Source organism: Halostagnicola sp. A56 (genome assembly GCF_000691505.1).
In the GTDB taxonomy this organism is placed as follows: domain Archaea; phylum Halobacteriota; class Halobacteria; order Halobacteriales; family Natrialbaceae; genus Halostagnicola.
This window is the reverse complement of record NZ_JMIP02000014.1, coordinates 179,685-206,475: the sequence shown is the minus strand read 5'-3', so window position 1 is coordinate 206,475 and position 26,791 is coordinate 179,685. Positions and strand designations below refer to the sequence as shown.

Below are 26,791 nucleotides of genomic sequence, written 5' to 3'. Positions count from 1 at the left end.
ACCGAAAGTATTTCGTTCGCTACTTGTCGTCGAGTTATCCATCAGCCACGGGCACACACCCAAATCACAAGCCGGTCGGCACGTCGAGATACGTCGTCTCGAGGCCCCACTCCTCGACCAGTTCCTGAAGCGACTGCACGCCGAACGTTTCGGTCGCGTAGTGGCCCGCCAGCACGACGTTGATACCCGCCTCCTGGGCTTCGTGGTAGACCTTCTGTTTTCCCTCCCCGGTGACGAACGCGTCGACGCCCGCGTCGACGGCGTCCTCGAGCCAGTCGGTGCCGCTGCCGGTGACGATCGCGACCTCGGATATCTCCTCGGGCCCGAATCCGAGGCCCCGAACCTGTCGATCGCCCGTATCGAGTTCGGACTCGAGGCGGTCACAGAGCGATTCGAGCGAGAACGACTCGAGGGCGGTCCCGCGCTGGCCGATGTACTCCGGGCCGAGTTCGCCGAACGGCGAGCGGTTCTCGAGGCCCAACACGTCGGCGACCCCGGCCGCGTTACCGTGGTCCTGATGGCCGTCCAGCGGGAGGTGCGAGACGTAGAGTGCAACGTCGTTCTCGATCAGCGGTGCGATGCGGTCGTACTTCCGACCCGTCACGCGGTCGAAGCCGCCCCAGGAAATCCCGTGGTGGACGACAAGTGCGTCGGCACCCGCGTCGACCGCCCCCTCGACTGTTTCGGCGACGCCGTCGACGGCGAATGCGACGTGCTCGAGTTCGCCCTCGTCGGGGCCGACCTGGAGTCCGTTCGCGCTCGCATCGATATCCGCGTAATCGGCCGTCCGGAGTTCCTCGTCCAGTCGAGCCGAGAATTCGGCGAGTTCCATGCACGGCGATTCGAACTCCCGAGACTTGTAAGTGTGCGTCGAGAGTGCCGTCGCCAGAGGGCTGGGCCGCTATCGTCGGATGAGTATCCGCCCGCTGAGAAACGGATCGCGGGCGAGAAACGTCACTCCCCTCGGTCGGCGGCGGCCGAAAACACGAACTCCCGGAGGAGCTTTCCGGCGAGGGCCGCCGCCTGGCCGTCGTCGCGGTCGTTCACTTCGACGAGGTCGAACCCGCTCGCAGCGGGCGCGACGGCGCGCACGACCGAGCGGAGTTCCCGCGGCTCGAGGCCGAACGGCTCCATCGTGCCGGTTCCCGGCGCGAAGGCGGGATCGGCGGCGTCGATATCGACGCTGAGGTAGGCGTCCCGTCCGTCTATCATCGACTCGAGGTCCGGAGCCGAGCCGGATTCGGTGGGAGAGTCTGCGGTAGACTCGAGTGCCGAGTCGGACCCCGAAACCGCCTCCGGCGGAACGACCGTTACGTCCGCGGCTTCGGCGCGCTCCCACTCGGCCTCGCTGCCAGTTCTGGCCCCGATAATGATCGCCTCCTCGAGTGAGTCGACAGTCTCGAGGATGCGCCGGGTCACGGCGGCGTGAGACAGTTCGTTGCCGTCGTAGCCGTCTCGGAGGTCGAGGTGGGCGTCGAGACAGACGAACACCTCGGGTTCGACGGCGCGAACGCCGGCCAGCGAGACGGTGTGTTCGCCGCCGAGCAACAGGGGGACGGCGTCGTCCCAGACCACGTCGGTGAGCGTTCCCTCGAGGAACTCGAGGTACTCCGCCGCGTCGTCCCACGCGCGAACGTCGCCGTCGTCGAAGACGCCGAGCTCGGAGAAGTGCTGGTCCGTTCGGCGGTCGTAATCGTCGTAACTTTCGGAGAAGGTTCGAACGCGACGGGGACCAAAGCGGGTCCCCGGTTGAAAGGTCGTCGAGGCGTCCAGGGGCGCACCGACGACCACGAAATCCGCGTCGGGCTCTCGCCCGCTCGTCTCGGCTCGTCGGTAGTCGGCCGCCCCGGGAAACATTAGACGATCTTCCGCTGGTCTTCCATCTCGAGGTATTCGATGTTCTCGTCGGGCGAGACGTCCTGATCGTCGGGGACGCGCATCGTGATGGTCTCGTAGGTCTCTAAGTCCATTACCTGCATGTCGCCGCCGTCGACGGAGACGATCTGGCCTTGTTTTCGCTCAATGATCGGGACCCAGATCTTCGCGTCGACCGGCTGGGACAGCGATCGCTTCTTGCCGTCGAAGACCCCCTCAGCTTCGATTCGGGCCTTTGCGCTGCCGTGTTTCCCGGGCTTTGCCGTACTGTAGGCGTTGATGTTACAGGGCACATCGTCAATGACGACGTAGCTACCTTCCTGGAGATCGCGAACTTCTTGCTGCTGTTTCGCCATACGCCGGGATAATCAACCGAACGGCATAAACCGTTTGGATCGGACGAGCGACCCGACCGTACACCTGCTCTCGAGACAGTAAACGCGAGCCGAGGAAGTGGTAACTGGGTTACCAGCCGAACCCATCACCCTCGGTAGGAATCTCGAGCGGGCTCGCCGGCAACTCGTCGGTGATCTCGGGGACGTTGTACGCCCGCGGCGCGACATCGTTCGGCGTCTCGGGGTAGTACAACGAGGCCAGCGTCTGAATCTGTGTCCGACCGACGCCGAGTTCGAACTGGCCGCCGCCGTAGAGTCGAACGCCGCGTTCGTCGCAGAACGCGATGGTCTCGAGCAGAGACTCGAGCGAGCCGAACCGGGAGGGCTTGATGTTGAGCCAGTCCGGTTCCCAGGGGAGCGCTTCGATGTCCTCGAGGCCGTGGATCGGCGCGTCCCAGGAGACCCGATCGCGCACGTCGGGGTCGTCGAAGAGGGGCTCGGTCTCGGCGGTCAGGGCAGGATCCTCGACGATCGCATCGGGGAAGGCCTCGAGCACACGGCGATACAACGTCGGATCTGCGGGCACGTCCACGTCGGTTCCCTCGTACTGCCCCTTGAGGTCCAAAATCCGAACCGATGCCGCGTCTGCGACTGCCGCGACGAGCGAGTCGTCCCACTCCGGTGTCGGATCGAGTTTGAACCCGAGGTCAGGAACGCGTTCGCGCAGTCGCTCGAGTCGGTCCGTCGATGGCGGCTCACCGAGGCGGGTGCTGGCGACGAACCGAACCGGCTCGAGCGAGCGCTCGAGTTCGGTGCCTAGATCCGTCCCCGCCTGCCGGAGCGCCAGATCGAGCGCGGCGCTCTCGAGCCCCCAGCGACGGTAGTTCCGGAACACCTCGCGGTCGGGAGCGCCCGCGGGAAAGAGGTCCGCGTCGGCGAGGCGGGCCGAGAAGGAGTCGATCGTGTACTCGCCGGTGAGATCCGGGAGTCCGGTCTCGGCCAGCGCGTGGTGTTCGTCCGTTTCGTAGGTGACGTCCTCGCCCGTCCCCGTCACCGTTCGGCCGTTCTCGGCGGGACCGGAGAGCGAAAACAGCGTCGTCACCCGGGTAAAATCGCTGGTCGTCTCGGCCTCGAGTCGCTCCGTCGAAACCGAGTCGATCTCGACCGACAGATCGGCGATTCGATCGTAGTCCATGGTCTCACGAGGGGAGCCAGCGGGATATGGTTTCACCCTGTCGAGGTACTATCGCCCCGTCCTGGCCTGTGCCCCGACGCAACGGCCTCGAGTCACTTCTCGCGCTGGCGCTGCCGGAACCGCTGTTTGGCGAACTGCGGTTCCGCTTTGAGCCCGCGTCGCTTGCGGAACGAACGGTACAGTTGCACCGTCACGGCCGCCCCGAAGACGGCGGCAACGATCGACGCCTCGGGCGCGCCGAGCGCGTAGAGGACGCCCATCGAGAACAGCGACATCGTCAGCAACATCCCGTAGATGAGCCGCTTTGCCAGTACGGCGAAGACGTTCTTCTCGTCCTCGAGCCCGACCCGAACGTAGAGGTCGTCCCGATCGATTCGATCGAGCGTTCGTTCCGCCTTCGGCGCGATTCGGGTCAGGGATTCGCCCGACCGCCGGAGCTGCTCGCCGGTTTCCTCGAGGTACTTGCGGATCGACTCCTCGCGATAGCCCTCCTCGGTGAGGTAGTCGGTCGCCGTCGAGATGAAGTCGAAGTCTGGATCGAGGGTGAGACAGACGCCCTCAACGACCGTCGCGACCCTGAGGACGAGCGCGAGGTTCTTCGGCAGTCGGAAGGGGAACTCGTAGATCGAGTCCTCGATCTGGCCGACGATCTGCTGGACGCGGTACTGCTCGACGGCCTCGCCGCGTGCGTTCTGGATCGCCAGTTCCATCACCTCCGCCATCACCGCGCGGTCGGCGTCCGGGCTCAACGTTCCGATCTCGACCAGCGCGTCCAGTATCGCGTCGATGTCCTGATTCGCGACCGCGACGTAGAACTCGACGATCTTCTGCTGGACGAACTCGTCGACCGACCCCGACATCCCGAAGTCGTAGAAGACGATCGTGCCGTCGTCGGTCACCGAGAGGTTTCCGGGGTGGGGATCGGCGTGGAAGACGCCGTCGTCGATGATCATCTGCAGGTAGGCCCGTTCGAGGGATTTCGCGACCTCGCCTCGGTCGATCCCCTTCGCGTCGAGTTCGTCGACGTCGTTGATCTTCGTCCCCTCGACGTACTCCATCGTCAGCACGCGCGGCCCGGAGTGGCTCTCGAGCACCGCCGGGATTCGGACCTGCTCGTCGCCCGCGAAGTTCGCCTTGATCTCTTCTAACATCCGCGCCTCGCGCTCGTAGTCCATCTCCTCGCGGATCGTCCGCGAGAACTCCTCGGCGAGGTTCCCGAGGGAAAACGACCGCGATTCGTCGACGAAGTACAGCAGGATCGGCATCGACCACCGGATCACCCGGAGGTCGGTCTCGACCAGCGTCTCGATGCCGGGGCGGCGGATCTTGACCGCGACGTCGCGCTCGTCGATCCGTCCGCGATACACCTGTCCGAGGCTGGCCCCGCTGATCGGGTCGGTGTCGAAGGCCTCGAAGCGCTCGTCTACCGGTCCCAGTTCCTCCTCGAGGACGACTTTCGCGTCCGCCCAGTCGGCCGGCGGAACCTCGTCCTGCAACGACGAGAGGACCTCGATATACTCCGGCGGGAGGATATCCGGGCGGGTCGAGAGCAACTGTCCGAGCTTGATAAACGTCGGTCCGAGCGTCAACAGCGACTCGAGCAGGACTTCGGCGCGGTGTTCGTGGGTCTCCGGATCAACTCGCCTCGAGCCGCCGAACAGGAAAAAGCGCCGTCGATCGCGGACGTAGGCGACCAACAGCGGGAGAAACTGCCACGCGACGACGACGAACCGCCGATACGCGCGGAGAGTCGACAGATCAGGCCACCTCGCGTTAGGCGTCCTCCCCGGCGACGACGTCGATCGTCGTCTCCGCCGTGGCCTCGCGCTTTGGCAGAGTCACCTCGAGGACGCCCCGTTCGACGGTCGCGCTCGCGCCGGTTTCGGTCGCGTCGTCGGGTAACGGAAGCGAAACGTCGAGAAACAGCGATCGGTTCTCCTCGACGTAGCGGTAGTCGTCGTCCACCGATTTCTCGCGGCTCGCGTCGATTTCGATCTGTCCGCCTGCGACGGCCACCTGGAGGGTTTCGGCGGAGACGCCCGGGACGTCGAGAACGAGCAGGTACTCGTCGTCGCTCTCGAGAAGATCGAAAAAGACGTCGTCGGAAAGGTCACCCAACGCCTCGCGAAGCGTAGACATGGTATGGTCACACGTTAGGACGCGGATACGAAAAAGCCCGCGGTCGCGGGGCGTGTCAACGGGCGTCAGTCGCTGGTCTGAACGTGGTGTCGCGGTTCGGCTGTCGTCGACGAGTGCTCCGGTGTGGCGGTTCGGCTGGTCCAGGCGCCGCCGGCACCGGCGACGGCCGGACCGAGACCGCTCACGATCGAACTGACGATGAGGCCGCCGAAGTCGATCGAGAGGTCGGTACCGATCGAATAAAAGATCACGAACAGGATCACACACGTGATCGTTCCGACCCACATGGCTATCGCGCTGGTCAGATAGGCCGTCCGATCATCCGTCTGAAGGGTCCAGCCGAAGTAGACGCCGATGAAGACGGCGACCAGTGCGGCAACGATCGGAACGTCGACCCCCGGAAACGACTGTGCGCTCACCACACTCGAGTCGATAATTGGTTGGTCGACGATGTCGCGGAAGATGACGACCAGTCCCGCACCGACACCGGCAAACGCGAACAGGATCGCGACGAACTTCGTCCACTGTTTGACGATCGGTTGTTGTGCGAGGTCGACGATCGAGTCGCCGTCTCCGCCGTGTGCTGGAACCGTGGCAGTCTCGGTCTCGTCTGTTGATTCGGTCGTGTCATCGGATTGTACCATATCCGTTCACTCAACAGTCAGAGTTTTTGAACCTTCTGAATTAACTGAAGTTCTGTTTGCTGTAGGTTTATTATTCGAGTGCAAAAAGCGGCCGATAGCAGCCCGAAATGTGGCGAATTCGACTCTCATGCTCGAGGGTTCGTGAGTCACCGACATACCGCTTCCGGACCGGATTTCGAGACGGAAGCCGAGATGACAATAGTAATACAACTGGCCAGTAAATTAAAATGAATACGATATAGGATTGGTATTATAATGTCCGAGAAGGAAGGATACATGGGAGAACGTACCACAGAACAACGATACTCACGGCGGCGGATCGTCGCGGCCGCCGGCGGAATCGTCGGCGCTGGCATACTGGGAGCGGGCGCACAGACCCAGATCGTTCGCTCACAGGAAGCACCGCCGAGCGGAACCGATACGGACGTCTACGCGGAAGGGTGCGAGGACGTCGATCACTGGGAACTCACGGTAGAGGAGGCAAACGAAGACTGGAGCGCTCGAGCGGATCCGAATCTGTATTGTTCGGTCCCGTGTTCGTTGACCGATACCGATAACGTCGCGATCGGCCAGCAAGTCCGGATCGGCAACGGAACCGGCGAGTTCGAAAACGCGGTCTACACCGTCGCGTCGGAACACGAAACCGATGAGACGCTCTGGCTGACCGCGAGCGGGCTCGACCGGATCGACGCGAGCGACTCGGAGACGGTGACGCTCGGATCCAGCGCGATCCATCCGAGCTACAACACCCGCCAGGGCGGGGAACTCAACGACGAGTACGTCGAATATCTGGTCAACGGCGACGATGGCGGCGACGGAAGCGACGTCGTCGTCCTCGCACCTCACGGTGGCTACATCGAGTACGGTACCGATTTTCAGGCGGAGCAAGCGGCCGAATCGATCGGCGCGACGGGGTGGATCTGCTCGGGCTTCAACGCGGGCGGCGGCGGGTTCGACCGCTGGCACACCTACTCCACCGAGATCCACCGGCGTTCGTTCCCCGAACTCGATTCGCTGCTCGAGCGCGAGTTCGAGTGGGGCGTCGCCTTCCACGGCTACGCGAACAGCGAGATACTGGTCGGCGGCACCGCAGACGAGTCGGACAAAGCCATCGTCGTCGAGACGATCGCCGATCTGCTCCCCGAACAGACGGTTTCTGCCGTCGACCGAGACGCCACGGAGTACACCGGCGCGAACCCGGAGAACGTGCTCAACGATCTCGCACCGATCGGTCAGACCATCCAGATCGAACAGCCCACCGACGTCAGAGAGAGCGACTGGTCGGTCGTCGCCGAGGGCGTTGTCGACGCACTCGAGACGATCCGCGGGTGACACGATACACTCGAGACGATCCGTGAATGAGACGTCTCGCGCGGAGACGATAGTTTAAACCGCGGGACGGCACAAGAGCGTGTAATGAACGTCGAGGAGCTGTCGGGGCTCCCGCCCGGGGCGCTCGAGCACTTTCGAAACGAGGGTATCGAGGCGCTGTATCCGCCCCAGGCCGAAGCCGTCGAGTCGGGGATTCTCGAGGGAGAGAGTCTCGTCGCCGCGGTGCCGACCGCAAGCGGGAAGACGATGATCGCGGCCCTCTCGATGCTTTCGGCCGTCCAGCGCGGCGGGAAAGCCCTCTACATCGTCCCGCTTCGCGCCCTGGCAAGCGAGAAGAAGGCCGAGTTCGATGCCTACGAGGAGTTCGGCGTGACGACCGGCGTCACGACGGGCAACTACGAGTCGACCGACGAATGGCTCGCCACGAAGGACCTGATCGTCGCGACCAGCGAGAAGGTCGACTCGCTCGTGCGAAACGGCGCGGACTGGCTCTCGGATCTCACATGCGTCGTCAGCGACGAAGTTCACCTGATCGACGACCGGAACCGGGGCCCAACCCTCGAGGTGACCCTCGCCAAACTCCGAGAACTCAACCCCGGCCTCCAGACCGTCGCGCTCTCCGCGACGGTCGGCAACGCCGACGAAATCGCAGACTGGCTCGAGGCCGACCTCGTCGACACCGACTGGCGGCCGATCGACCTCCAGATGGGGGTCCACTACGGCAACGCACTGGAGTTTCACGACGGCTCGACGAGAGAAGTCCCCGTCGAGGCTCGGAGAAGCAAGAAGCCGCGCTCGTCCGAGACATCCTGCAGGAGGGAGGCTCCTCGCTCGTGTTCGTCAGCTCGCGCCGGAACGCCGAAGCCGCCGCGCGGCGACTCTCGCAGGTCTCGAGTCGCGAACTCACCGACGAGGAACGATCGGAACTGTCGGAACTCGCCGACGACATCCGGGACGTGAGCGACACCGAGACGAGCAAAGACCTCGCCGACTGCGTCGAGCGCGGGGCCGCCTTCCACCACGCGGGGCTCGCGAGCGAACACCGAACGATCGTCGAGGACGCCTTTCGGGACCGTCTGCTCAAGATGATCTCCGCGACGCCGACGCTCGCGGCGGGGGTCAACACCCCCGCCCGTCGCGTCATCGTCCGCGACTGGCGGCGGTTCGACCCAACTGCGGGCGGTATGTCGCCTCTGGACGTGCTCGAGGTCCACCAGATGATGGGCCGGGCCGGTCGGCCGGGGCTCGATCCCTACGGCGAAGCCGTCCTGCTGGCGAACAGCCACGACGAACGCGAAGAGCTGTTCGAGCGGTACGTCTGGGGCGATCCCGAACCCGTTCGATCGAAACTCGCAGCCGAACCCGCACTTCGCACACACGTCCTCGCGACCATCGCCTCCGGCTTCGCGCGAACTCGCGAGGGACTGCTCGAGTTCATGCAGGCGACCCTTTATGCGAGCCAGTCGACGGAGGGAAGCCGACTCGAGTCGGTCACCGACGACGTGCTCGAGTACCTCGAGTCGAACGACTTCATCGAGCGCGAGGGCGGGGCCGCGACGGCGGGACTCGAAGCGGCCACGGGGTCAGCCTCCGGGTCCGAATCCGAGTCTGAGCCCAGGTCCGAATCCGGGACCGATGCGTTCGTCTCCGCGGCCGAGCTGACGGACGAATCCGCCGACGGAACCGATACGAACTCGACGGCGGACGGCACCACGGTCGACCTGACCGCGACGAGTCTCGGCCACACCGTCTCGCGGCTCTACCTCGATCCGATGACCGCCGCCGAAATCGTCCACGGCCTCGAGTCGGCAGAGGACCGACCGACGGCGCTCGGGCTCTACCAGCTAATCTCGCGCACGCCGGACATGTACGAGCTCTACCTCCGCTCCGGCGAGGACGAGACGTTCGGCGAGCTCTTTTACAAGCGTGAGACGGAACTGCTCGGCGACGCACCCAGCGAGTACGAAGACGCCCGGTTCGAAGACTGGCTCGCCTCGCTGAAGACGGGCAAACTGCTCGAGGACTGGGCCGACGAACGGGATGAAGACCGGCTCACCGACGAGTACAAGATCGGGCCCGGCGACCTCCGTGGGAAGGTCGACACGGCAGAATGGCTGCTCGGCGCGGCCGAATCGCTCGCGAACGAAATCGGGAGCGAGTGGACCGTCGCGGTTCGGGAGGCCCGCGCCCGCGTCGAACACGGGGTCAGCGAGGAACTGCTCGAGCTCGTCTCGGTTCGGGGCGTCGGCCGCAAGCGTGCGAGACAGCTCTACGACGTCGGCATCGAAGGTCCCGCGGACCTCCGAACCGCCGACAAGGGCGTCGTCCTCGCGGTGCTCAAGGGAGCGAAGACCGCGGAGAACATCCTCGAGAACGCCGGCCGCGAGGATCCGTCGATGGACGGCGTCGAGCCCCGAACCGATCTCGAGGGCGTCGAGGTGACGACGAACCGTGGCGGGAGTCGAGCGACGAGCAGCGGAAACGACGGGGCGGACGAGTCCGACGACGATCAAGCCAGCCTAGGTGATTTCTGATGGAGGTGCTCGAGGGACGGCTCGCGGTCGCGGATCTCGACGCGTTCGTCGCTCGGCTTGGCGAACTGAGCGACCGCCACGAGGTGACGATCCAGGCCTTCGACGCGACCTATCTCGCGGGTCGGCGTCACCTCGAGCGATCGGTCGGACTGGCCGACCGCGCGCTCGAGCGCGGCGAGAACGTCGCTCGCGATCGGGCCGTCGAGATCCTGCTGTACGCCGCCGGGCGTAGGCAGATCGACCGCGCGCTCGAGATGGGCGTGGGCGAGGGCAACAATCGCGTCGCGGTGCTGTTCGATGCGGCCCGGACGGCGAGCAGAGCGCGGAAGCATGCGCCGCCGAGGCGTTCGCAGACGCCGAGCAGTTCGAGCCCGAACCGACGCTCGCGACGGCCGCGGAGAGGGGACGTGAGACGCCACACAGGACACCCGAGGCGCCCAACGAGAAAACACTCCAGACGTACTTCGATATCACCGACGCCGAGCGCTCGGCGACCGATGCGAGTCTCGAGGACCTGGTCTGCGAGCGGGTCGCGTTACTCGAGGTCGAGAAGTAGCCGACGAGAGCTGTGCCGTTCTCGAAACGCTCGTGAGCCTCTTCGACGCAGTCGCTCAGTCGTCGCCCTCGAATCGGGCGCGTCTGGACTCGTTCAACGCATCACAGATGCCGCCCTGTCCGGACATGTTGACCTGCGCGAGTCGACCACGTCGGTGGACGAGTTCGAAGTCATCGGGGTCGATCGGTTCCCCTTCGGGCGTCCGGAAGAGGATATCGTCCGGGTGCGTCCCGACCCCCGTCTCCCGTGCTTTCTCGAGGTAGCTCTCGATCGGCTCGATCGGCGCGGTCGCGGTAAATCCCCGGTCGGAAAGCTCGACTGCGGCGACACCGGCCGACTTGTCGCACTCGACGTCTCGCCGTCGCAGCGAAACGATCCGGGCCGGCTCGAGGCCGACTCCCAGCAGCGCTTCGATCGCGTCGTACTGGCGGGCGACTCGAGCCTTTTCGTCGAGTTGGGCGCGAACGTCCTCGATTCCGCCGTCGGCGTCGGGGAACGAGGCTTCGAAAGAACGGCGCTCGTTGACGCCACGATTGATCTCGGTCTCGTGGAGGTGTTCCTGCAGGACGATTTCCACAGTCTCGACGTTCGAAAGCGCTTCGACGGCGTCGCGGGCCTCGGTCGCCATCATCCAGGCGAACGCCGGCGAACACCACGCCGTCGGGAGGGTAAATCGCACCGTCACCCGCGGCCCATCGATCTCGATCTCGTCGACGTACTCGAGTTCGACGATCGAGCGGTCGAGCTCGGGGTCGGTCACCCGCCGGAGACGATCGCAGACGGTGGCCCGATCCGGGCCGTTCGAGGCGTCGTGCGGCGTGCTCGAGTTCGACGCCATCAGTCCGCTGCCGCCGGTTCGCCGCCCGCGTAGTGGTCTGCCAGTTCGAACGTCTCGGTGATCTCGTCGTCCCGGAAAGCTCGTTTTTTCGCCTCGATGTCGATGTCGTAGAGCTCGGCCGCGTTCTCGCCCATCACCTTTCGTTTGGTCTCGAGGTCCCACTCGACGCCGTACTCGGCGCGGTCTTCGGGCGTGAGTTCGGCTTCGATCACCTCCTCGACGAGCCAGTCTGGGTTCCAGAGGGCATAATCCGAACCGAAGAGAACCCGATCCTCGCCGAGCCACCAGAGCAGTTCGGACATGATCTCTGAGAACTTGCCGGGTCGGTTCTGGGCGAACGGGGCGGCGACCGCGAGCCCGCCGTAGACGTTCGGCTCCTGACCCGCGATCCAGCAGAAATCGTCCAGCCGCGGGAGACCGACGTGTTCGACGACGAAGTTCAAGTCGGGGAACGACGACGCGGCGTCGTCGACGTCCTTGACGTCGAACGCGTCGCGGTTGAGGGGCCGGATCGTCGGTCCCTTGTGGGGGTGGACGTTCTCGATGCCGAGTTCCGCACACTTTTCGAGGAAGCGAAACGCCTCCTCGCTGTCGAGTCGCCAGCCTTTCGAGTCGCCGCGCCACTCGGCGGTGTAGAGTTTGACTCCCTGAAGGTCGTATGTCTCGTCAAGTTCCTCGAGGTACTCGAGTCCTTCCTCGCCGTCGCGCGGGTCGAAGGTGCCGTTGAGGACGAACCGGTCGGGATAGTCCATCGCGAGTTCGGCGTTCTGTTCGGTCGTGTTAAACCCCTCGTCGTAAAAGTCGGTCAGGTACGTCGGCTGGAAAATCGCCATGTCCGCGGCCGCGTTTCCGAACAGGTCCTCGAGCATTCGTTCGCTCCCGTACTGTCGATACTCGTCGATGTCCCACTGCAGTTCCTCCGGCGTGAACGACGTGTGGTAGTCGTAGAAACATTGGATGAACTGCTCGCCGCCCTCGTGGATGATGTTCTTCTCGCTCGCATCCCACAGGTGAACGTGCGAGTCGATGACGAAGATCTCCTCGCTGCCGTGGTGATACATTGTGCATTGTTATTTGTTATCATTGTCTATCACTCTTTTTCAGCACTGGAAGTAAATCCCGCTATGTGAACGCTCACAGACGGTAGAACGTCGTTTCACCGCGAACGAGCGAAGGATTTTGGCAGAGTACGGTGAACTGTCACAGAGTACCATGCAAGCAGCACGCCTCCACGAATACACCGACGACATGAACGACGCCCTCACCGTCGAGGATATCGATCGTCCCGACCTCGAGCGCTCCGACCACGTGCTCGTCGAAGTCGCCGGCGCGGGCTGGTGTCAGACCGACAACCACGTCATCGAGGGGATGTGGACGGAGTACGTCCCGCAGGAACTCCCGATGACGCTCGGCCACGAGAACGCGGGCGTCGTCGCCGAGGTCGGCGACGAGGTGACGCTGGTCGAGGAAGGCGATCCGGTAATCTGTCACCCCGTTCAGACCTGCGGTATCTGTCGGCCCTGCCGCCTCGGCGAGGACATGTACTGCGAGAACAGCGCGTTCAACGGGCTCACGACCGACGGCGGGTTCGCCGAGTACCTCCAGACCAACGAACGCGCGGTCATCCCGCTGCCGGACGGGGTCGATCCGACCGAAATCGCGCCCCACGCCGACGCCGGAATTACGGCCTACCACGCCGCGAAAAAGGCGGTCCGCGAACTGAACCCCGGCGACACCGCCGTCGTCGTCGGCGTCGGCGGCCTCGGTCACATCGGCCTGCAGTGTCTCGAGGCGATGAGCGCCGCCGATGTCGTCGCCGTCGACATCAAAGACGAGGCGCTCGAGCTGGCCGAACGCCTCGGCGCGACCCACACCGTGAACTCGAGCGAGGAGGACCTCGCCCAGGTCGTCGACGATCTCACCGACGGCGGCGGCGTCCAGCAAATCCTCGATTTCGTCGGCTCGGACGAAACGGCTAGCTACGCGACGGAAATCGCTTCTCAGGGTGGCGACCAGCACGTCATCGGCTACGGTGGCCACATCCACGAACCGTGCCAGGCGCTGGTCAACGGCGAGGTCTCGCTCAAGGGAACGCTGGTCGGGCGCTACGCCGAACTGCAGGAACTCGTCGCGCTCGTCGACCGTGACCTCGTCGAACTCCACACCAGCAGTTACGACCTCGGGGAGATCAACGATGTCGCCGAAGCGCTCGAGCACGGCGAAATCGAGGGCCGAGCGGTGATCCTGCCGCCGTAAACGAATCCAGCCTCTCGCTCGAGGCGAACCGACACCACGTTCTTGTCGTCGCCGACCGAACTCGGAGACACGTATGGCCACGCTCGAGGATCCGATCGACATCGGCGGCGTGACGGTCCCCAACCGCCTCTACCGCGCCCCGCTGCTCGAGTGTGCGGGGAACGGTCCGGACGCCGTCGACGCGCTTATCGACGACCTCGAGCCCGCTGCGGCGTCTGGGGTCGGACTCATCTGTCAGGGCGCGACCGTCGTCCGCGGTGAGGGCGGGTGTGCCGCGCCGGGGATGACGCGCGTTCACGACCCCGAGTTCGTCTCCCGACTGTCGCGGCTCACGGACCGGATTCACGAGCACGGGAGTCGTATTTTCATCCAACTCGAGTACGGCGGTCTCCGGAGCATGGAAACGTGGCACGCCGAGTACCGCACGGAGAATCCTGATCTCGAGCAGCTCGCGGTCTCGAGGCCGCCGTGGCAGTTGCGAGCGCTGGATCGATTGGGGTTGCTCTCGTTCGATCCCCACGTGCTGAGCACCGACGAAGTGTACGAACTGGCCGCGGACTTCGGGCAGGCTGCTGCGCGCTGTGTCGAGGCGGGCTACGACGGCATCCACCTCGCTGGCGCGAACATGGGCATCATCCAGCAGTTCCTCTCGCCCTTTTACAACCGCCGCGAGGACGAGTTCGGCGGCAGTCCCGAGGCTCGCCTCGAGTTCCTCGCGCTCGTCCACGACGAAATCCGCGAGCGAGCGGGCGACGTTCCGCTGGTGACGAAAGTGCCGGCCGAAACCGCCGCGCCGCCGTGGCCGATCGTCGAGCGGCGACTCTCGCTTGAGGACGGGATCGAGATCTGTCGCCGCCTCGAGCGAATCGGCTACGACGCCGTCGTCCCCGTCACCGCGTCGGTCGTCTGGGACATGAGCATCGTCCGCGGGGCCTACCCCGACCGAGCGTGGGAGAACGAGGCGATGCGTGCGGGCTACGACGCTGCGTTCGGCGGCCCCGCTCGTCGTCGTCTCGTGGCGGCGGCGAACTGGGTACAGTCCCTACAGTACGACTTCGAATCGGCCTGGAACGAGCCGTTCTGCCGACGGGTTCGCGACGAGGTTTCGATTCCGGTCCTTGCGGAAGGTGGCATTCGAGAGCGTGAAACCATGGATCGACTGCTCGGCGGGTCGAGCGCCCGAGGGACAGGTTCGACTCGAGGAGCAACCTCGAGCGGGCGGGGGGACTCGACCGACCGAACCGCGACGAGCCAGTCCGAGCCGCCGGCCTGCGACATGGTCGGCATGGCCCGACCGTTCTACGCCGAACCGAAACTGGGTGCGCGGCTGCTCGAGTCCGACTCACCCGTCGCTCGCGTGCTGTGTGAAAGCTGTAACAACTGTACCGTGCCGCAGGTGACCGGCGCGCCCGGCATCTGCCGAACGCCGTCCGTGCTCAGAGACCGGGTGGAACTCGAGCGGGCAGGTGCATACGAGCAGGACTGATCACACTCGCTTAACTGTCGGCGGTGATCGGTTCGGTCGTGAACTCCTCGAGCGTGCCCTCGACGGTGTAGTCGGGTGCCTCAACGATTAGTTCGGTCTCGGCGGTGACGTCCGGGAACCGAATCTCGGTCTCGTAGGTGCCGTTGGACTGGATCGTCGCGACTTCGTAGTTGCTGCCCTCGACCGTGGAGATATCGACGTATTCGCCCGCGTTGGACGCATCGGCTTCACCCTCGATCGCGTGCGTTTCGACGTTCGCGTTCTGATCGTTTTGTTCGGTCGGGTACTCGGCGTCTTCCCACCCACCGTACCCCTCGTCGATCGCGTACACGTTCTCGAACCCCTCGGATTTGAGCTCCGCGGCACGCTGACCGGCGAGCGTGTGCGGACAGCTACAGTACGTGACGATCCGCGTGTCGTGTGCCCACTCGTCCGTGGGATCGGTCCCGTCGCCGCCGACTGCGGGGCTGTAGACCGCGTCGGGAATGTGGCCGGCATCGTACTGGCCCATCCCGCGCGTATCGACGAACCGGGCCTCCTCGTTTTCGTACCACTCGTAGGCCTCGTCGACGGGGACGAGCGGGACATCCGTTCCCTGAAACGATTCAGTTTCGTACCCCGATCCGTCGTCGGTGCTCCCATCGTCGTTGCTCGTGCCATCAATTCCGATGTCGTCGAGACACCCCGCGGCGATTCCGAGCGAGCCGCTCCCGGCGACGGCGAGAAACGAACGTCGATTCATACAATCAACTATAGGCCGAATTCAAATAGGTGTTCCGGTGGATCGTATTACTCTCGGCACCCCTTCGTTTCGACTGGAGAACACGATACCGCGTCCTGATGGTGCTCGAGTTGAAACGGAGAAGTAGTCCATCCTGGATTCGAACCAGGGTCTCGGCCCCCAGAAGGCAGAAGGATTGGCCACTACCCTAATGGACTTCGTGCGACCATTAGTTGGGGTGGGCATAATTTATCGCTTTCGGTTTGGCATCTGCGAATGCAGGGACGGAACCGGGATTTCGAAAACGGTACCGTTCCGATGATGGTTGCCGAGGCGGGGGTCAGGCCGAGCGACTCGTACTGCGCTTTCGACGGCGACTCCTCGAGTCGATCGGCAGCCTGCGCCAACGCCGCGATGCAGTCCTCGACGGTCGTCACGGGCATCTGGCCGCGGTATCGTATACAAACAATCTGCTCTCGGGGACGTCCCCGTGAAAGAGTGCGAACCGCGAGTCCGAACCGATACCCCTTTTCCGCTTTCGCGCGCACCCTCGAGTATGTACGTTGGACGCTTCGTCGTCGTTGGCCCCGATGTGGGCGCGTACCGCGTCTCCTCGCGGTCGTTCCCGAACCGCAAGATCACCGCTCGAGAAACGGCGTTGACGGTCGGCCCGACCGACGACGCGCCGGAGACCGACAATCCGTACGTCGCCTACAACTGTCTGCGCGTCGTCGAGACGCCGACGGGGGAGACCGCCGCCTTCGGCAACGGCTCGCACGTCGATCCGATCGCGGAGAAACTCGAGCGTGGGTATCCCGCACGCGACGCCCTCGCGACGAGTCTGCTCGCGCTGGATTACGAGAAAGACGACTACAATACGCCGCGAATCGCCGCGACGATCGGCGACGATGGCGAGGCGCTGATCGCGACGGTTCGGAAGGACGCCCTTCGCGTCGAGACCGTCGAGGAACCGACGCTCGTGGCGACCTACGAGACGAACGCGCCGGAACCGTTCGCGTTCGAGGCCGCGAGCGCCGAGGAAGCCGCCAGCGAGGCCTACGACCTCGAGTTCGAACACGCCGTCTGTGCGGCCGGCGTCGCCCGCACCGACGACGGCTTCGAGATGGCGATCGAGAACGGCGAGTAACGCGCGGCGTATTTTCTGGAGCGAACCGAACCGTGCTGGAGCCACCGAACCGCAGGAAGCCTCAAACGGCTCGAGCGAGTTAGTCGTCCCATGAACGTCGGGCTCATTTCCGACATCCACGGCAATCGAATCGCCCTCAAGGCCGTACTCGAGGACATGCCGCCGGTCGACGAACTGGTCTGTGCGGGCGACGTTGTCGGCTACAACCCGTGGCCGGCCGAGTGTGTCGAGGCCTTACGAGCGGGTGCGATACTCAGCGCCGTGGGAACGCGGGCGGGCGCGCCCCGCGACCGCGACGTGCCGACGGTGCTGGGAAATCACGACGCCGCGGTCGCAGAGGGATCGACGTTCCGATTCAACGGAATGGCCCGCGCGGGCGTCGAACACGCGCGATCGACGCTGACCGACGACCAACGCGACTGGCTCGCGGCCCTGCCCGAGAAACGCCTCGCGTTCGACGGCCGACTGAAACTCGTTCACGGCCACCCCGACGATCCGGACCGGTACACTCGACCCGAGGACTTCTCGCCGCGGTTGCTCGAGGACGAGGACGTGCTCGTGCTCGGGCACACTCACGTCCAGCACGTCGAGACCTACGCCGAGGGAATCGTCGTGAACCCGGGCAGCGTCGGGCAGCCTCGAGACGGCGATCCGCGGGCGGGCTACGCGGTCGTCGACCTCGATGCCATGACCGTCGACACGCATCGCGTCGAGTACGACGTCGAGAGCGTCCAGGCGGCAGTCGATGATGCCGGACTTCCCGACCGAATCGGAACACGACTGGCTCGCGGGAAGTGAGTTCGTAGACCGTTCGACTGTGGGCCGGAATAGCGTGCGCGAGCGCGGAAATCGAGATTTCTCGAGGAACGCGACCCCGAAGGGATTTTGACCCGGCCGTTCGTCAGGTGGTTGTATGATACCCGCCAGCCACACCGGCCGTATCGACGAAAATCGACGGCGAGTTGCTGTGGCGCGGTGTCGTCGAAGTGACCGGACCGAACGGCTGTGGCCCGGAACCGGCGTTGCTCGCACCCGACCGAGCGGAGGGGACTACGAGAACCGATGATCCGGCAACTGCGCGAGGACACGCGAGCCATGTGCGAGCGCGATCCCGCCGCGACCGGCTGTCTCGGGGTCGCGCTCTGTTACTCGGGTTTACACGCCGTCTGGGCACACCGGATCAGCCACCGGCTCTGGAACGCGGGGTTCGAACTGCTCGCTCGAGTGTTCTCTCAGCTGGTTCGGTTCCTGACCGGCGTCGAAATTCATCCCGGCGCGTCGATCGGACGCCGTTTGACGATCGACCACGGAATGGGCGTCGTCATCGGCGAAACGGCCGATATCGGCGACGACGTGCACATGTACCACGGCGTGACGCTGGGCGGTGACACCAACGAACCGGTCAAACGCCATCCGACGCTCGAGGACGGCGTTCAGGTCGGTGCGAACGCGACGCTGCTGGGCGACATTACGGTCGGCGAGAACGCGGCGGTCGGAGCCGGGTCGGTCGTCACGGGCGACGTCGAAAGCGAAACGACCGTCGTCGGGGTTCCGGCCGAACCGGTCGAGTAGCTGCTGTCTTACACGGCACCTACCGTTGCTCGTCGTCGACTGTCCCGTCCGATCCCGGCGGTGTTCCTTCGCCCGTGACGCCGTCGTCTTCCTCGAGATCCGCGTCTCCTTCGTCAGTATCGCTGGGGCGACTGCCGTCGGAATCCGTGCCGTCACCGGCTGCCTCCGGCCCCGGATCGGAGGTGTAGGCGAGTTCCAGCGTGAGTTTCGCGGTGCAATCCATCGCGCCCTCGTCGAGTTCGGTCTCGTCTTCTCGCTGGTCGAGGTAGCCGTTACAGCGGTTGTGCTCGACGACGTTCGTCAGCGTCGCTGCCGAGCCACACTCCGGGCAGTCGATGTAGTAGTTTCCGTCGTCGTTTTGGTGCCACGCGTCCGGCTCGAGTTCCATCCGGGCGACGCCCTCCTGATCGCTCATGGCTGTTGATAGGACGGTGGGACGGGTAAATGCGAACCCGGCAAACGCAACTAGGCGGGGTATGATCGCGACTGTGCACAAAAGCGGAACGAGCCGGCTTCAGACCAGCGGAACGAGCCGGCTTCAGACCAGCGGAACGAACCGGCGTTAGACAAGTGGCTCGAGCAGTTCCTCCCCGGCAGTGAGCAACGTCGCGACCCGGTCCTCGTCGGTCGCCTCGGCGTAGACTCGCAACACCGGCTCGGTCCCGCTCGGGCGGACAAGCAGCCACGAGCCGTCCGCGAGCAGGAGTTTGAACCCGTCGGCGGTGTTAACGTCCTCAACAGCCGTGTCGGCGACGGCGTCGGGAATCTCAGCCTCGAGATCCGCCAGCACCTGTGCTTTCCGTTCGTCGGGGCACGCGACGCTGGTCTTGTCCTGAACGACGGTCCCGTGGGTCTCGAGCAACCGGTCGACGCGCTCGTCGATCGGTTCTTCGTCGTGCATCGCAGCCGCCAGCAGCGCCAGCAAGACGCCGTCTTTCTCGCGGACGTGGCCACGAATCGTGAACCCGCCCGACTCCTCACCGCCGACGAGGGCATCGTGGTCGGCCATCGCCTGCGCGACCCACTTGAAGCCGACGGGCACCTCGTGGACGGACGCGTCGTGAGTGTCGGCGATGCGGTCGACGAGGTACGTCGTCGACACGGTTCTGACTGCGGCTCCATCGGCCGACTCGAGCAGGAAGTCATAGAGCGCGGCGAAAAACAGGTTCTCGTCGAGGTAGCCCCGCTCGGGCGTGACGACCGCGAGCCGGTCGGCGTCGCCGTCGTTCGCGATCCCGAGGTCGACGCCTGCAGCGTCGGCGCCGTCACCGTCAGCCTCGTCGCTCTCTCCGTCAGCCGTCACCAGTTCGATCAGTTCTTCGAGGTTCTCGGGTGCGGGTTCGGGACCGGTTCCGCCGAAGTCGGGGTCGCGCTCACAGCGCAGTCGCTCGACGGACGCTCCGGCGCGCTCGAGGAGGGCGTCGGTCGTGTCCCGGCCGCTTCCGTGCATTGCGTCGTAGGCGACGGTGATCCCTGAGACATCGATCGGCGTGCCGGTCGTCCGCTCGACGACGTCCATCGCGGCCTCTGCGTGGGATTCGGTGAAATCGACCTCGCGGGCGCTGCCGTGCTCGGAAGTCGGCAGCGGGTCCGGTTCGGCGAGTCGGTCGGCGACGGCGTCCATCACGTCCGGAAGCGCGGGGGCTCCGTCCTCGGGGATGAACTTGACGCCGTTGTACTCCGGCGGGTTGTGCGAGGCGGTGACGACCAGCGCGCCGGCGAGGTCCCGATCGACGATGGCGTGTGCGACGAGCGGCGTGGGTCGGTCGCGCTCGCTGAGCAGCACGTCGAACCCGTTCGCACAGAGCACGCGCGTGAGTTCCTCGGCGAACCCCCGCGAGGTTTCCCGAGCGTCGTAGCCGACGGCGACGGGTGCCTCGAGTCCCTCGTCTCTGAGATACGTCGCGACCGCCTGTCCGACCATCCGCACGCGAGGCGTCGTGAACTCCTCGAGCGTCGCCCGCCAGCCGTCTGTGCCGAACGAAATCGTCTCCATGGCGCGAGTTTCACCGGCCGGTGCGAAAAAAGCGACGGCGTTCGTTCGAATCGCCTCGATTCGGCCCGCGGTGGTTCGGATCGAACGGGGGATCGTCGACCCGGTCGTCGATGGCGTTTTCACACCCGGGTTAGTACCTCGAGCTATGACGACTGGTCCCACGATCCTCGCTGTCTCCGGAAGCCTCAGATCGGAGAGCTATACCAGAACGGGGCTCAAGTACGCCCTCCGGGCTGCCGAGGAGGCGGGTGCACGAACGCGCTTGCTCGATCTTCAGGAGTACGACTTGCCGCTCTACGATCCGGATATCGACGGACAAGGCGACGGCGACGAGGTGAAACGACTCGTGCGCGAGGCGGACGCAGTCGCCCTCGGAACGCCGGTCTATCACGGGTCGTACTCCGGCGCGCTGAAGAACTTCCACGACTACTGCGGGTTCGACGAGTACGAGGATACCACCGTCGGACTGCTCGCGACCGCCGGCGGCGGGAGTTACGGCTCGACGCTCGATCACCTCCGGATTACCGTTCGAGGCGTCCACGGCTGGGTGTTACCCCACCAGGTCGGCATCCGCAGCGCATCCGGGAAGTTCGAGGCCGATCCCGACGCCATCGACGGACGGGCCTTCATCGACGATAGCCTACGGGATCGAGTCGAGAAACTCGGCCGGATGCTCACTGACTACGCCTTCATCGAACCGGCCGTGAGTTCGCCTCGAGCGGCCGACGAGACCGAGTGACAGCGACTATATACGTCCGACAGCTTCCCTCCGATATGAACGTACAATCTCGAACCGGTTCGTCCGCGGAGGTTTCCGCCGGCGTGAAACTGCTCGCGGGAGTCATGGGACTCTGTGCGTGTGCGCTCGCCGGATTCGGTTTTGTCGCGGCCATCCTTCCCGGCTCCGGGCAGGGAACGGGACCGACGCTGCTCGTGACCGCGCTCGTGCTCGGAATGGGCGTGGGCATGCTCGTGCTCGCCGCTGGCCTGTGGCTTGGCGCGTCGTGGGCGTGGACGTGCGGCTGTCTGCTCTACGTCGGGAACGCCTTCGGCGGACTTTCTACCGGCATCAGGTCGGCTGACCTCCCGGTACTCGCCGGCGGTATCGTCTCCGGGCTCATCGCGGCGTACCTCTACCGCGAGCGCGAGCAGTTCGGGGTCGAATTCGGCCAGTAGCGTACAGCGTACCAAAGGGCAGAACGCGGCTCACTCGAGTCCGACTAACCGCTCTTTTTCGACCCGCGAGCGCTGTTTGATCTCGTACTCGCGGGACATCGCGGCCGACTTCGAGTCGTAGCGCTCGCGGTAGACGACTTCGACTGGCGTTCGCGCTTGCGTGTACTTCGCACCGTCGCCCGCGTTGTGCTCGGCGACGCGGCGTTCGAGGTCCGTCGTGTAGCCGGTGTAGAGGCTCCCATCGGCACACTCGAGGACGTAGACGACGTGGTCTGTCATCGCGTATCGATTCGTCGACGCCGACAAAAAGCGTCCGGACCGAAACCGGGCGGTTCGAGTATCGAAGCGTGATCGACGCTGCTCCGGTAGAGCGCGCGGCGACCGGATCAGACGCTTCGAGCGCGCTCTCGAGCAGCTTCTGCGATTCCTGCGTTCGCCGAGCAGCTAACGCACGCGTGAATCTCGCCGTGTTCGTCTGCAAACACGCGAGCGAACCGTTCCGACACGTGCGCGCTGCAGTGGTTACACTGTGGCATGGTAGGCCGGCGTTCGCCGGTACCCGAAAATAATGGGTACTACACTAAATATCCTTCCATCAGCGAAGTATTCGTTTTCCAGTTCCAAAGAATATTTTCGAGTTTCAGCATTCACCTCGCCCGTCGAACGCTCACTCGCGCTCGACCGTGCCAGCGGCTCGATCGACGGCACGCGCGATGAGCGACGCCTGCGCCCCCGCGATGAAGCCGGCGTCGATGTTGACGACGGACAGCACGGTACAGGACTGGAGCATTCCGGCGAGGGCCGCCTCGCCGTCGCCGCCGTAGCCGTAGCCGCTCGAGACGGGAATCGCGATGACGGGGGCGTCGACCAGTCCGGCCACGACTGTCGGCAGCGCCCCCTCACGTCCGGCGGCGACGACGACAACGTCCGCTGATCGTACCCTGTCGGTCTGGTCGAGGATGCGATCGAGCGCCGCGACGCCGACGTCGTCGATCCGGTCGACGGTCGCCCCCGCGTCCTCGCAGACGACCTGTGCCTCGTCGGCGACCGGCCCGTCGACCGTCCCCGCGGTGACGATCGCGACGGTCGCCTCGAGCGAGGGGCGCTCGTACGACGACGACCGAACGAGCGCGGACGTACTCCAGCGCTCGATGGTCGCCCCGGTCTCGGCGTCCTCGACTGCGGCCTCGAGAACCCGGAACTGTTCGTCCGAGAGACGGGTCACGAGCGCCCGCCCCGTCGTCTCGAGCGCGGTCGTCGCCAGCGACGCGACGGCTTCGGGCGGTTTGCCGTCGGCCAGAATCCCCTCCGGAATGCCGCGGCGCTGTCGGCGCGTCGCATCGAATCGTCCGGCGTCGTCGGTGACGTACCCAGCGAGCTCAGCTTCGGCCTCCGCCGGGGAGAGAGAGCCCTCCGCAACGGCTTCGAGAAGTTCGCGCATAGTCACCTCTCGTCGGTGCAACTACTCGAATCCGTCGGCACGAGTTCCGAACCGACTCGAGGGGCGCGCGCGAGCGAGGTTTCGGCGCATTTCGCCAATCCTCGCCCTGCCGGCTATTCATCGGACATATATTTTCCGGTAAAGCGGGGTGGCGGAACCGACGAACTGGCCCCTGCAGCCCCCGTATTGGCGGTAGTAACCGGAATTATTATAAGGGGGAAACGGAAACGAGTATTTCGTATGGCAGATCTGATCGTCAAAGCCGCCGTAAAGGAAGCGCTCGATGACAAGAACGTCGCCTCGGACTTCTACGAAGCACTCGACGAGGAAGTCGACGAGCTTCTCGAAGACGCAGCACGACGTGCCGAAGCGAACGACCGGAAGACGGTCCAGCCGCGCGACCTGTAAGGCTCGCTCGCGAATTTTCATTTCTTCGCCGTCGCTCGAGAGCGGCGCACCTGTACACTGTCTATCCGAAAACAGCGTACCCTACACCATCCACTCGAGAACGACGCTATCGGCGTGAGTCGACTGTGCAGGAACAATCCTGTCCGATACGTCAGCCAACATACCCCAGTAAGCGGCCGCTCAGTGCTCGCGTCGCTCCTCGAGGTACTCCTTCGTCCGCCCGAGGACGACGTAGTCGGTCGACTGCAGCTCTGAAATCGACGCCGAGCCCGTGACGAACATCGCCGTTCGAAGCTCGAGCGAGAGCGTCTCGATCAGGTCGACGACTGCCTCGGTTCCCTGCCCGGCCGGCGCGAGAAACGGTTTCGCCAGGCCACCGGCGCGAGCGCCCAGCGCGATCGCTTTCGCGATGTCGAGGCCCGATCGGACGCCGCCGCTCGCGACGACGCAGTCGTGCGATTCCGCTGCCTCGAGCGTGCTGACCGCGGTCGGGACGCCCCAGGCGCGAAACAGCTGTCCGATGCCCTCCTGTCGGTCCGCACCGACGGCGGCGGCCCGGTAGGACTCGATGCCCGACCACGTCGTTCCGCCCTTGCCGGCCACGTCGATGGCGTCGACGCCCGCATCGGCGAGCCGTCGAGCGACGTTCCTCGAGATGCCGTTGCCCGTCTCCTTGACGACGACGGGGACGCTCAGTTCGCTCGCGACGCGTTCGATCTCCGCGAGACAGCCCCGAGCGTCGATGTCGCCTTCGGGCTGGACGGCTCCTGTAAGAAGTTCAGGTGGATCGCCATCGCGTCGGCGTCGATCATCTCGACGGCTCGCTCGACGTCGCCGACGTCGTACTCGAGCAACTGCGCCGCGCCGACGTTGCCATAGAGGACGGCGTCGGGTGCGACCTCGCGGACGACCGTGTAGGACTCGAGTAAGTCCTCGTCGGTTAGCTCGAGTCCGGCGCGCTGGCTGCCGACGCCCATTGCGATTCCGGTCTCCTGGGCGGCTTCGGCGAGCGCCCGGTTGAGCTTCGTGGTGTTGGGATGGCCGCCGGTCATGCTCTCGATCACGATCGGCGCGGCCAGTTCGTGCCCGAACAGCGTCGTCGTCGTGTCGATTTCGTCGCGATGGATCTCGGGAAGCGCGTCGTGGACCAGATCGATATCAGCGAATCCCGTCCCCGACGTCTCGACGTCTTCTTCGTGAATGATGCGGATGTGGTCGTCTTTCCTGTCGGAAGTCTCGGGCATCGGTTCGTCTCTACTACGGGAGTTACGATAGGAGATTGAAAAGGTGTCCCTTCGGGGTGGCTCCTGTCGTCCGCGTTTCACGACGGCGAGGGCCGACCCAGAACGTTTTGTCGAACGATACCGTCTCTCACTACTATGTACCGACTCCCGCTCGTCGCGTTTGGCTTGCTCGAGGCGGCTTTCCCGGATCGGATCGTCGCGTCGGGGGAACGACTCGCCTTCGACAACCCCGGCGAGGGACGGCTCCGGTCGTGGACGCTCCCGATGGCGCGACTCGAGGGACTCGTCTTCTGCTGGCTCGTCCTCTCCGGTAAGACGAACGCGCCCGCGATCACCCGAACCATCGGGATGATCGGCCTGCCGGCCTTCCTCGCCCCGCGACGGTTCGTCACGCTCGCGCTCGAAACGGCCTACGAGAACCCGGCGGATCTCGAGTTGAAATCGTGGGTCGTTCCCGCGACGCGGTTGCTCGGGGTCTGTTACGTCGCCGTCGCGTTGTTCTCCCAGCGAGCACGGACCGCGACTAATCAGCATCTCGATACGGCCGAGTAATCGAAACCAGTCCATTCCAGTCGTCGATCACGTCGAATTCAACCGTCTTGTGACGGATCAAAGAAATATTTATGCACGCCTTCCATGGCTATCGTATGGATACCTCGCCATTGCGAGCCGTTCTGGTTGGCACAGCCATCAGTGTCGCGACCTACCAACTGTTTTCACCCAGTTGGCACATACTCCTCGTAGTCGGCTGTCTGTACGCCGCGACGGCGTATTTTCACTTCGCGACCGACGCCTCGCTTTTCAGCCGAACGATCTCGTTCGAAGACAGGAAAACGGCAGTTGCCCACGGCGTCGGCTTGTTCGGACTGGCAATGAGCCCAGTCGCGTTCGGACAGTACTACACTAGCGCCGACATCGATCCGGTGTTTTTGCTCTGGTTCGCCGGCCTGATTGCCTTTCTGCTCCTCGCTGCAGATGCAGCACTGAACCAGCCCTCGAGTCGTCCGGAACCTGACTTCGATTCAGTTCAGTAGTTCGCTTGAATCTATTCTCCAGATCCCCTCCAAATCAGCTGTACCGGCGACACCGACAGGGCGAAGCCGTCGAGACCGTCTCGTCGACGGTGTCAATCCGACCCCGACTCGTCCCCTCCAGGCGAAACGGAGGGGATCGCTGACTGCTCGCTATCGAAGTCGTTGAGTCCCTCGAGGCGAAACGAAGGGGTCCGACGGGGAGTTCGGGACACGCCGCCGGAGCGTCCTCGAGCGACCGGGGCCGCTCGAGTTCGACGATCAGCGCGACTCGAGTCCTCAGAGCGGCACGAACTCGAGGGCGATCCACGCCAGACAGGCGGCGTAGATCGGAATCGTCAGATTGTCGTCGACGATGTAGGTGCGGATCTCGAGGGTGACGCCGTCGGCCAGTGTCGCGCCTACCGCGGCGGCCATCGCGGCGACGAGTCCCATGAACGGCACCGCGATCACCGTCGAGACGAGAAACATCGTGACGAGGACCTTCGGGGGTTTGATCCGCTGGAGGCTGTTGTCGGAGACCGCACCGCTGATCGGGTCGCCGAGCGCGAGCATCAACATCGCCGGGAGGGCGATATCCGGTTCGAAGACGACGACGACGGCGGCCATGCTGATCATGTACAGCGCGTAGGCGGCGGGGTTGTCCTGTTCGTACTCGCGGGTGAGCACGTCGTAGAGTCGCCAGTCGAGGCCCACCTGCAGCCGCAGGAACTCGAGGACGAGCGCACCGGTCGCGAGGACCACCATGAGGGCCTGAAACCGGGGCCACGTCAGCCCGAGATCGAGGGCAGAAGCGAGCAAGTAGAGGGCAACCAGTCCGGAACCGCTGGCGTGGACCAGTCGTCGCTTTAGTTCGTCGGCCATC

At 64.7% G+C, this 26,791-nt stretch carries 27 protein-coding genes, 1 tRNA gene and 3 pseudogenes; 13 read left to right on the top strand and 18 right to left on the bottom strand.

Features of this window, described 5'->3' with window-relative positions:
• Nucleotides 1-64: 64 nt before the first annotated feature.
• The 7 genes from EL22_RS02895 to EL22_RS02865 all read right to left on the bottom strand — a co-directional run bounded on the left by EL22_RS02895 (nucleotide 65) and on the right by EL22_RS02865 (nucleotide 6,188).
• Nucleotides 65-832 carry a Nif3-like dinuclear metal center hexameric protein gene (locus EL22_RS02895; RefSeq protein ID WP_050050073.1) on the bottom strand — a complete coding sequence of 256 codons (768 nt, stop codon included), beginning with the start codon at nucleotides 830-832 and terminating at the stop codon, nucleotides 65-67.
• Between the two features lie 122 nt (nucleotides 833-954).
• The gene (locus EL22_RS02890) at nucleotides 955-1,857 is read right to left on the bottom strand and encodes an arginase family protein (RefSeq protein ID WP_050050072.1); all 903 of its coding nucleotides are present in this window, start codon (nucleotides 1,855-1,857) and stop codon (nucleotides 955-957) included.
• Entirely contained in the window at nucleotides 1,857-2,231 is a 375-nt protein-coding gene (locus tag EL22_RS02885; protein WP_050050071.1) for a translation initiation factor IF-5A, read from the bottom strand. The genes EL22_RS02890 and EL22_RS02885 overlap by 1 nt, the downstream gene beginning before the upstream one ends.
• A 109-nt stretch (nucleotides 2,232-2,340) precedes the next feature.
• Entirely contained in the window at nucleotides 2,341-3,405 is a 1,065-nt protein-coding gene (locus EL22_RS02880) for an enolase (protein WP_050050070.1), read from the bottom strand.
• 92 nt (nucleotides 3,406-3,497) lie between these two features.
• Complete coding sequence (locus tag EL22_RS02875; RefSeq protein WP_050050069.1) at nucleotides 3,498-5,102, bottom strand: AarF/ABC1/UbiB kinase family protein; 1,605 nt, start codon at nucleotides 5,100-5,102, stop codon at nucleotides 3,498-3,500.
• Between the two features lie 76 nt (nucleotides 5,103-5,178).
• A complete protein-coding gene (locus EL22_RS02870) occupies nucleotides 5,179-5,544 on the bottom strand; it encodes an Hsp20/alpha crystallin family protein (protein ID WP_050050068.1) in 366 nt (121 codons plus the stop codon).
• 65 nt (nucleotides 5,545-5,609) lie between these two features.
• Complete coding sequence (locus EL22_RS02865; protein ID WP_050050067.1) at nucleotides 5,610-6,188, bottom strand: hypothetical protein; 579 nt, start codon at nucleotides 6,186-6,188, stop codon at nucleotides 5,610-5,612.
• 276 nt (nucleotides 6,189-6,464) lie between these two features.
• On the opposite strand from EL22_RS02865, the gene EL22_RS02860 reads away from it, so the two are divergent.
• From EL22_RS02860 to cgi121, 3 genes and pseudogenes are all read left to right on the top strand, one after another.
• Entirely contained in the window at nucleotides 6,465-7,520 is a 1,056-nt protein-coding gene (locus EL22_RS02860) for a poly-gamma-glutamate hydrolase family protein (protein ID WP_231587866.1), read from the top strand.
• Between the two features lie 84 nt (nucleotides 7,521-7,604).
• Nucleotides 7,605-10,054, top strand: a pseudogene (locus EL22_RS02855) (ATP-dependent DNA helicase).
• A pseudogene (gene cgi121 / locus EL22_RS18380) lies at nucleotides 10,054-10,610 on the top strand (KEOPS complex subunit Cgi121). Before EL22_RS02855 ends, cgi121 begins: the two co-directional pseudogenes overlap by 1 nt.
• A gap of 55 nt (nucleotides 10,611-10,665) precedes the next feature.
• Here cgi121 and EL22_RS02845 read toward each other — a convergent pair.
• Both EL22_RS02845 and EL22_RS02840 read right to left on the bottom strand, forming a co-directional pair.
• Complete coding sequence (locus EL22_RS02845) at nucleotides 10,666-11,448, bottom strand: iron-sulfur cluster assembly protein (RefSeq protein ID WP_050050064.1); 783 nt, start codon at nucleotides 11,446-11,448, stop codon at nucleotides 10,666-10,668.
• Nucleotides 11,448-12,509 (bottom strand): amidohydrolase family protein, encoded by a 1,062-nt coding sequence (locus EL22_RS02840; RefSeq protein ID WP_050050063.1) that lies wholly within the window; start codon nucleotides 12,507-12,509, stop codon nucleotides 11,448-11,450. The genes EL22_RS02845 and EL22_RS02840 overlap by 1 nt, the downstream gene beginning before the upstream one ends.
• Before the next feature lie 151 nt (nucleotides 12,510-12,660).
• On the opposite strand from EL22_RS02840, the gene EL22_RS02835 reads away from it, so the two are divergent.
• Together EL22_RS02835 and EL22_RS02830 are read left to right on the top strand one after the other, a co-directional pair.
• Entirely contained in the window at nucleotides 12,661-13,704 is a 1,044-nt protein-coding gene (locus EL22_RS02835; protein ID WP_050050062.1) for an NAD(P)-dependent alcohol dehydrogenase, read from the top strand.
• Between the two features lie 73 nt (nucleotides 13,705-13,777).
• Nucleotides 13,778-15,190 carry an NADH-dependent flavin oxidoreductase gene (locus EL22_RS02830; RefSeq protein WP_050050061.1) on the top strand — a complete coding sequence of 471 codons (1,413 nt, stop codon included), beginning with the start codon at nucleotides 13,778-13,780 and terminating at the stop codon, nucleotides 15,188-15,190.
• Between the two features lie 10 nt (nucleotides 15,191-15,200).
• Here EL22_RS02830 and EL22_RS02825 read toward each other — a convergent pair whose 3' ends face one another.
• Nucleotides 15,201-15,932, bottom strand: coding sequence for a rhodanese-like domain-containing protein (locus EL22_RS02825; RefSeq protein ID WP_050050060.1), 732 nt, complete (start codon nucleotides 15,930-15,932; stop codon nucleotides 15,201-15,203).
• A 124-nt stretch (nucleotides 15,933-16,056) separates the two neighbouring features.
• A tRNA-Gln gene (locus EL22_RS02820) sits at nucleotides 16,057-16,129 on the bottom strand.
• A 338-nt stretch (nucleotides 16,130-16,467) separates the two neighbouring features.
• Here EL22_RS02820 and EL22_RS02815 point away from each other — a divergent pair.
• From EL22_RS02815 to cysE, 3 genes are all read left to right on the top strand, one after another.
• Nucleotides 16,468-17,058, top strand: a complete 591-nt coding sequence (locus EL22_RS02815; RefSeq protein ID WP_050050059.1) for an IMP cyclohydrolase — start codon at nucleotides 16,468-16,470, stop codon at nucleotides 17,056-17,058.
• Between the two features lie 90 nt (nucleotides 17,059-17,148).
• Nucleotides 17,149-17,856 (top strand): metallophosphoesterase, encoded by a 708-nt coding sequence (locus tag EL22_RS02810; protein ID WP_050050058.1) that lies wholly within the window; start codon nucleotides 17,149-17,151, stop codon nucleotides 17,854-17,856.
• Between the two features lie 264 nt (nucleotides 17,857-18,120).
• Nucleotides 18,121-18,630 (top strand): serine O-acetyltransferase, encoded by a 510-nt coding sequence (cysE, locus tag EL22_RS02805; RefSeq protein WP_050050057.1) that lies wholly within the window; start codon nucleotides 18,121-18,123, stop codon nucleotides 18,628-18,630.
• Nucleotides 18,631-18,649: 19 nt separating this feature from the next.
• Here the strand turns inward: cysE and EL22_RS02800 are convergent, their stop codons facing one another.
• Together EL22_RS02800 and EL22_RS02795 are read right to left on the bottom strand one after the other, a co-directional pair.
• Nucleotides 18,650-19,045 (bottom strand): hypothetical protein, encoded by a 396-nt coding sequence (locus tag EL22_RS02800; protein ID WP_050050056.1) that lies wholly within the window; start codon nucleotides 19,043-19,045, stop codon nucleotides 18,650-18,652.
• A gap of 147 nt (nucleotides 19,046-19,192) precedes the next feature.
• Nucleotides 19,193-20,626, bottom strand: coding sequence for a phosphoglucomutase (locus EL22_RS02795; protein ID WP_050050055.1), 1,434 nt, complete (start codon nucleotides 20,624-20,626; stop codon nucleotides 19,193-19,195).
• Nucleotides 20,627-20,771: 145 nt separating this feature from the next.
• On the opposite strand from EL22_RS02795, the gene EL22_RS02790 reads away from it, so the two are divergent.
• Nucleotides 20,772-21,365 (top strand): NADPH-dependent FMN reductase, encoded by a 594-nt coding sequence (locus EL22_RS02790; protein WP_050050488.1) that lies wholly within the window; start codon nucleotides 20,772-20,774, stop codon nucleotides 21,363-21,365.
• 35 nt (nucleotides 21,366-21,400) lie between these two features.
• Entirely contained in the window at nucleotides 21,401-21,802 is a 402-nt protein-coding gene (locus tag EL22_RS02785) for a hypothetical protein (protein WP_050050054.1), read from the top strand.
• A 30-nt stretch (nucleotides 21,803-21,832) separates the two neighbouring features.
• Here the strand turns inward: EL22_RS02785 and EL22_RS02780 are convergent, their stop codons facing one another.
• The 3 genes from EL22_RS02780 to larB all read right to left on the bottom strand — a co-directional run bounded on the left by EL22_RS02780 (nucleotide 21,833) and on the right by larB (nucleotide 23,243).
• Nucleotides 21,833-22,081, bottom strand: coding sequence for a GIY-YIG nuclease family protein (locus EL22_RS02780; protein ID WP_050050487.1), 249 nt, complete (start codon nucleotides 22,079-22,081; stop codon nucleotides 21,833-21,835).
• A 107-nt stretch (nucleotides 22,082-22,188) separates the two neighbouring features.
• A complete protein-coding gene (locus EL22_RS17835; RefSeq protein WP_197075829.1) occupies nucleotides 22,189-22,338 on the bottom strand; it encodes a hypothetical protein in 150 nt (49 codons plus the stop codon).
• 131 nt (nucleotides 22,339-22,469) lie between these two features.
• Nucleotides 22,470-23,243 (bottom strand): nickel pincer cofactor biosynthesis protein LarB, encoded by a 774-nt coding sequence (gene larB, locus EL22_RS02775; protein ID WP_050050053.1) that lies wholly within the window; start codon nucleotides 23,241-23,243, stop codon nucleotides 22,470-22,472.
• Nucleotides 23,244-23,483: 240 nt separating this feature from the next.
• Here larB and EL22_RS02770 point away from each other — a divergent pair, with 240 nt between their 5' ends.
• On the top strand, nucleotides 23,484-23,651 hold the full coding sequence (locus EL22_RS02770) for a DUF1931 family protein (protein ID WP_005578700.1): 168 nt from the start codon (nucleotides 23,484-23,486) through the stop codon (nucleotides 23,649-23,651).
• 180 nt (nucleotides 23,652-23,831) lie between these two features.
• Here EL22_RS02770 and fni read toward each other — a convergent pair.
• Nucleotides 23,832-24,895, bottom strand: a pseudogene (fni, locus tag EL22_RS02765) (type 2 isopentenyl-diphosphate Delta-isomerase).
• Nucleotides 24,896-25,030: 135 nt separating this feature from the next.
• Here fni and EL22_RS02760 point away from each other — a divergent pair.
• Nucleotides 25,031-25,447 (top strand): hypothetical protein, encoded by a 417-nt coding sequence (locus tag EL22_RS02760; RefSeq protein WP_050050052.1) that lies wholly within the window; start codon nucleotides 25,031-25,033, stop codon nucleotides 25,445-25,447.
• A gap of 95 nt (nucleotides 25,448-25,542) precedes the next feature.
• Complete coding sequence (locus tag EL22_RS02755) at nucleotides 25,543-25,929, top strand: hypothetical protein (protein WP_050050051.1); 387 nt, start codon at nucleotides 25,543-25,545, stop codon at nucleotides 25,927-25,929.
• 276 nt (nucleotides 25,930-26,205) lie between these two features.
• On the opposite strand, the gene EL22_RS02745 is transcribed toward EL22_RS02755, so the two are convergent.
• Complete coding sequence (locus EL22_RS02745) at nucleotides 26,206-26,790, bottom strand: dolichol kinase (RefSeq protein ID WP_050050049.1); 585 nt, start codon at nucleotides 26,788-26,790, stop codon at nucleotides 26,206-26,208.
• Nucleotide 26,791: the final 1 nt, after the last annotated feature.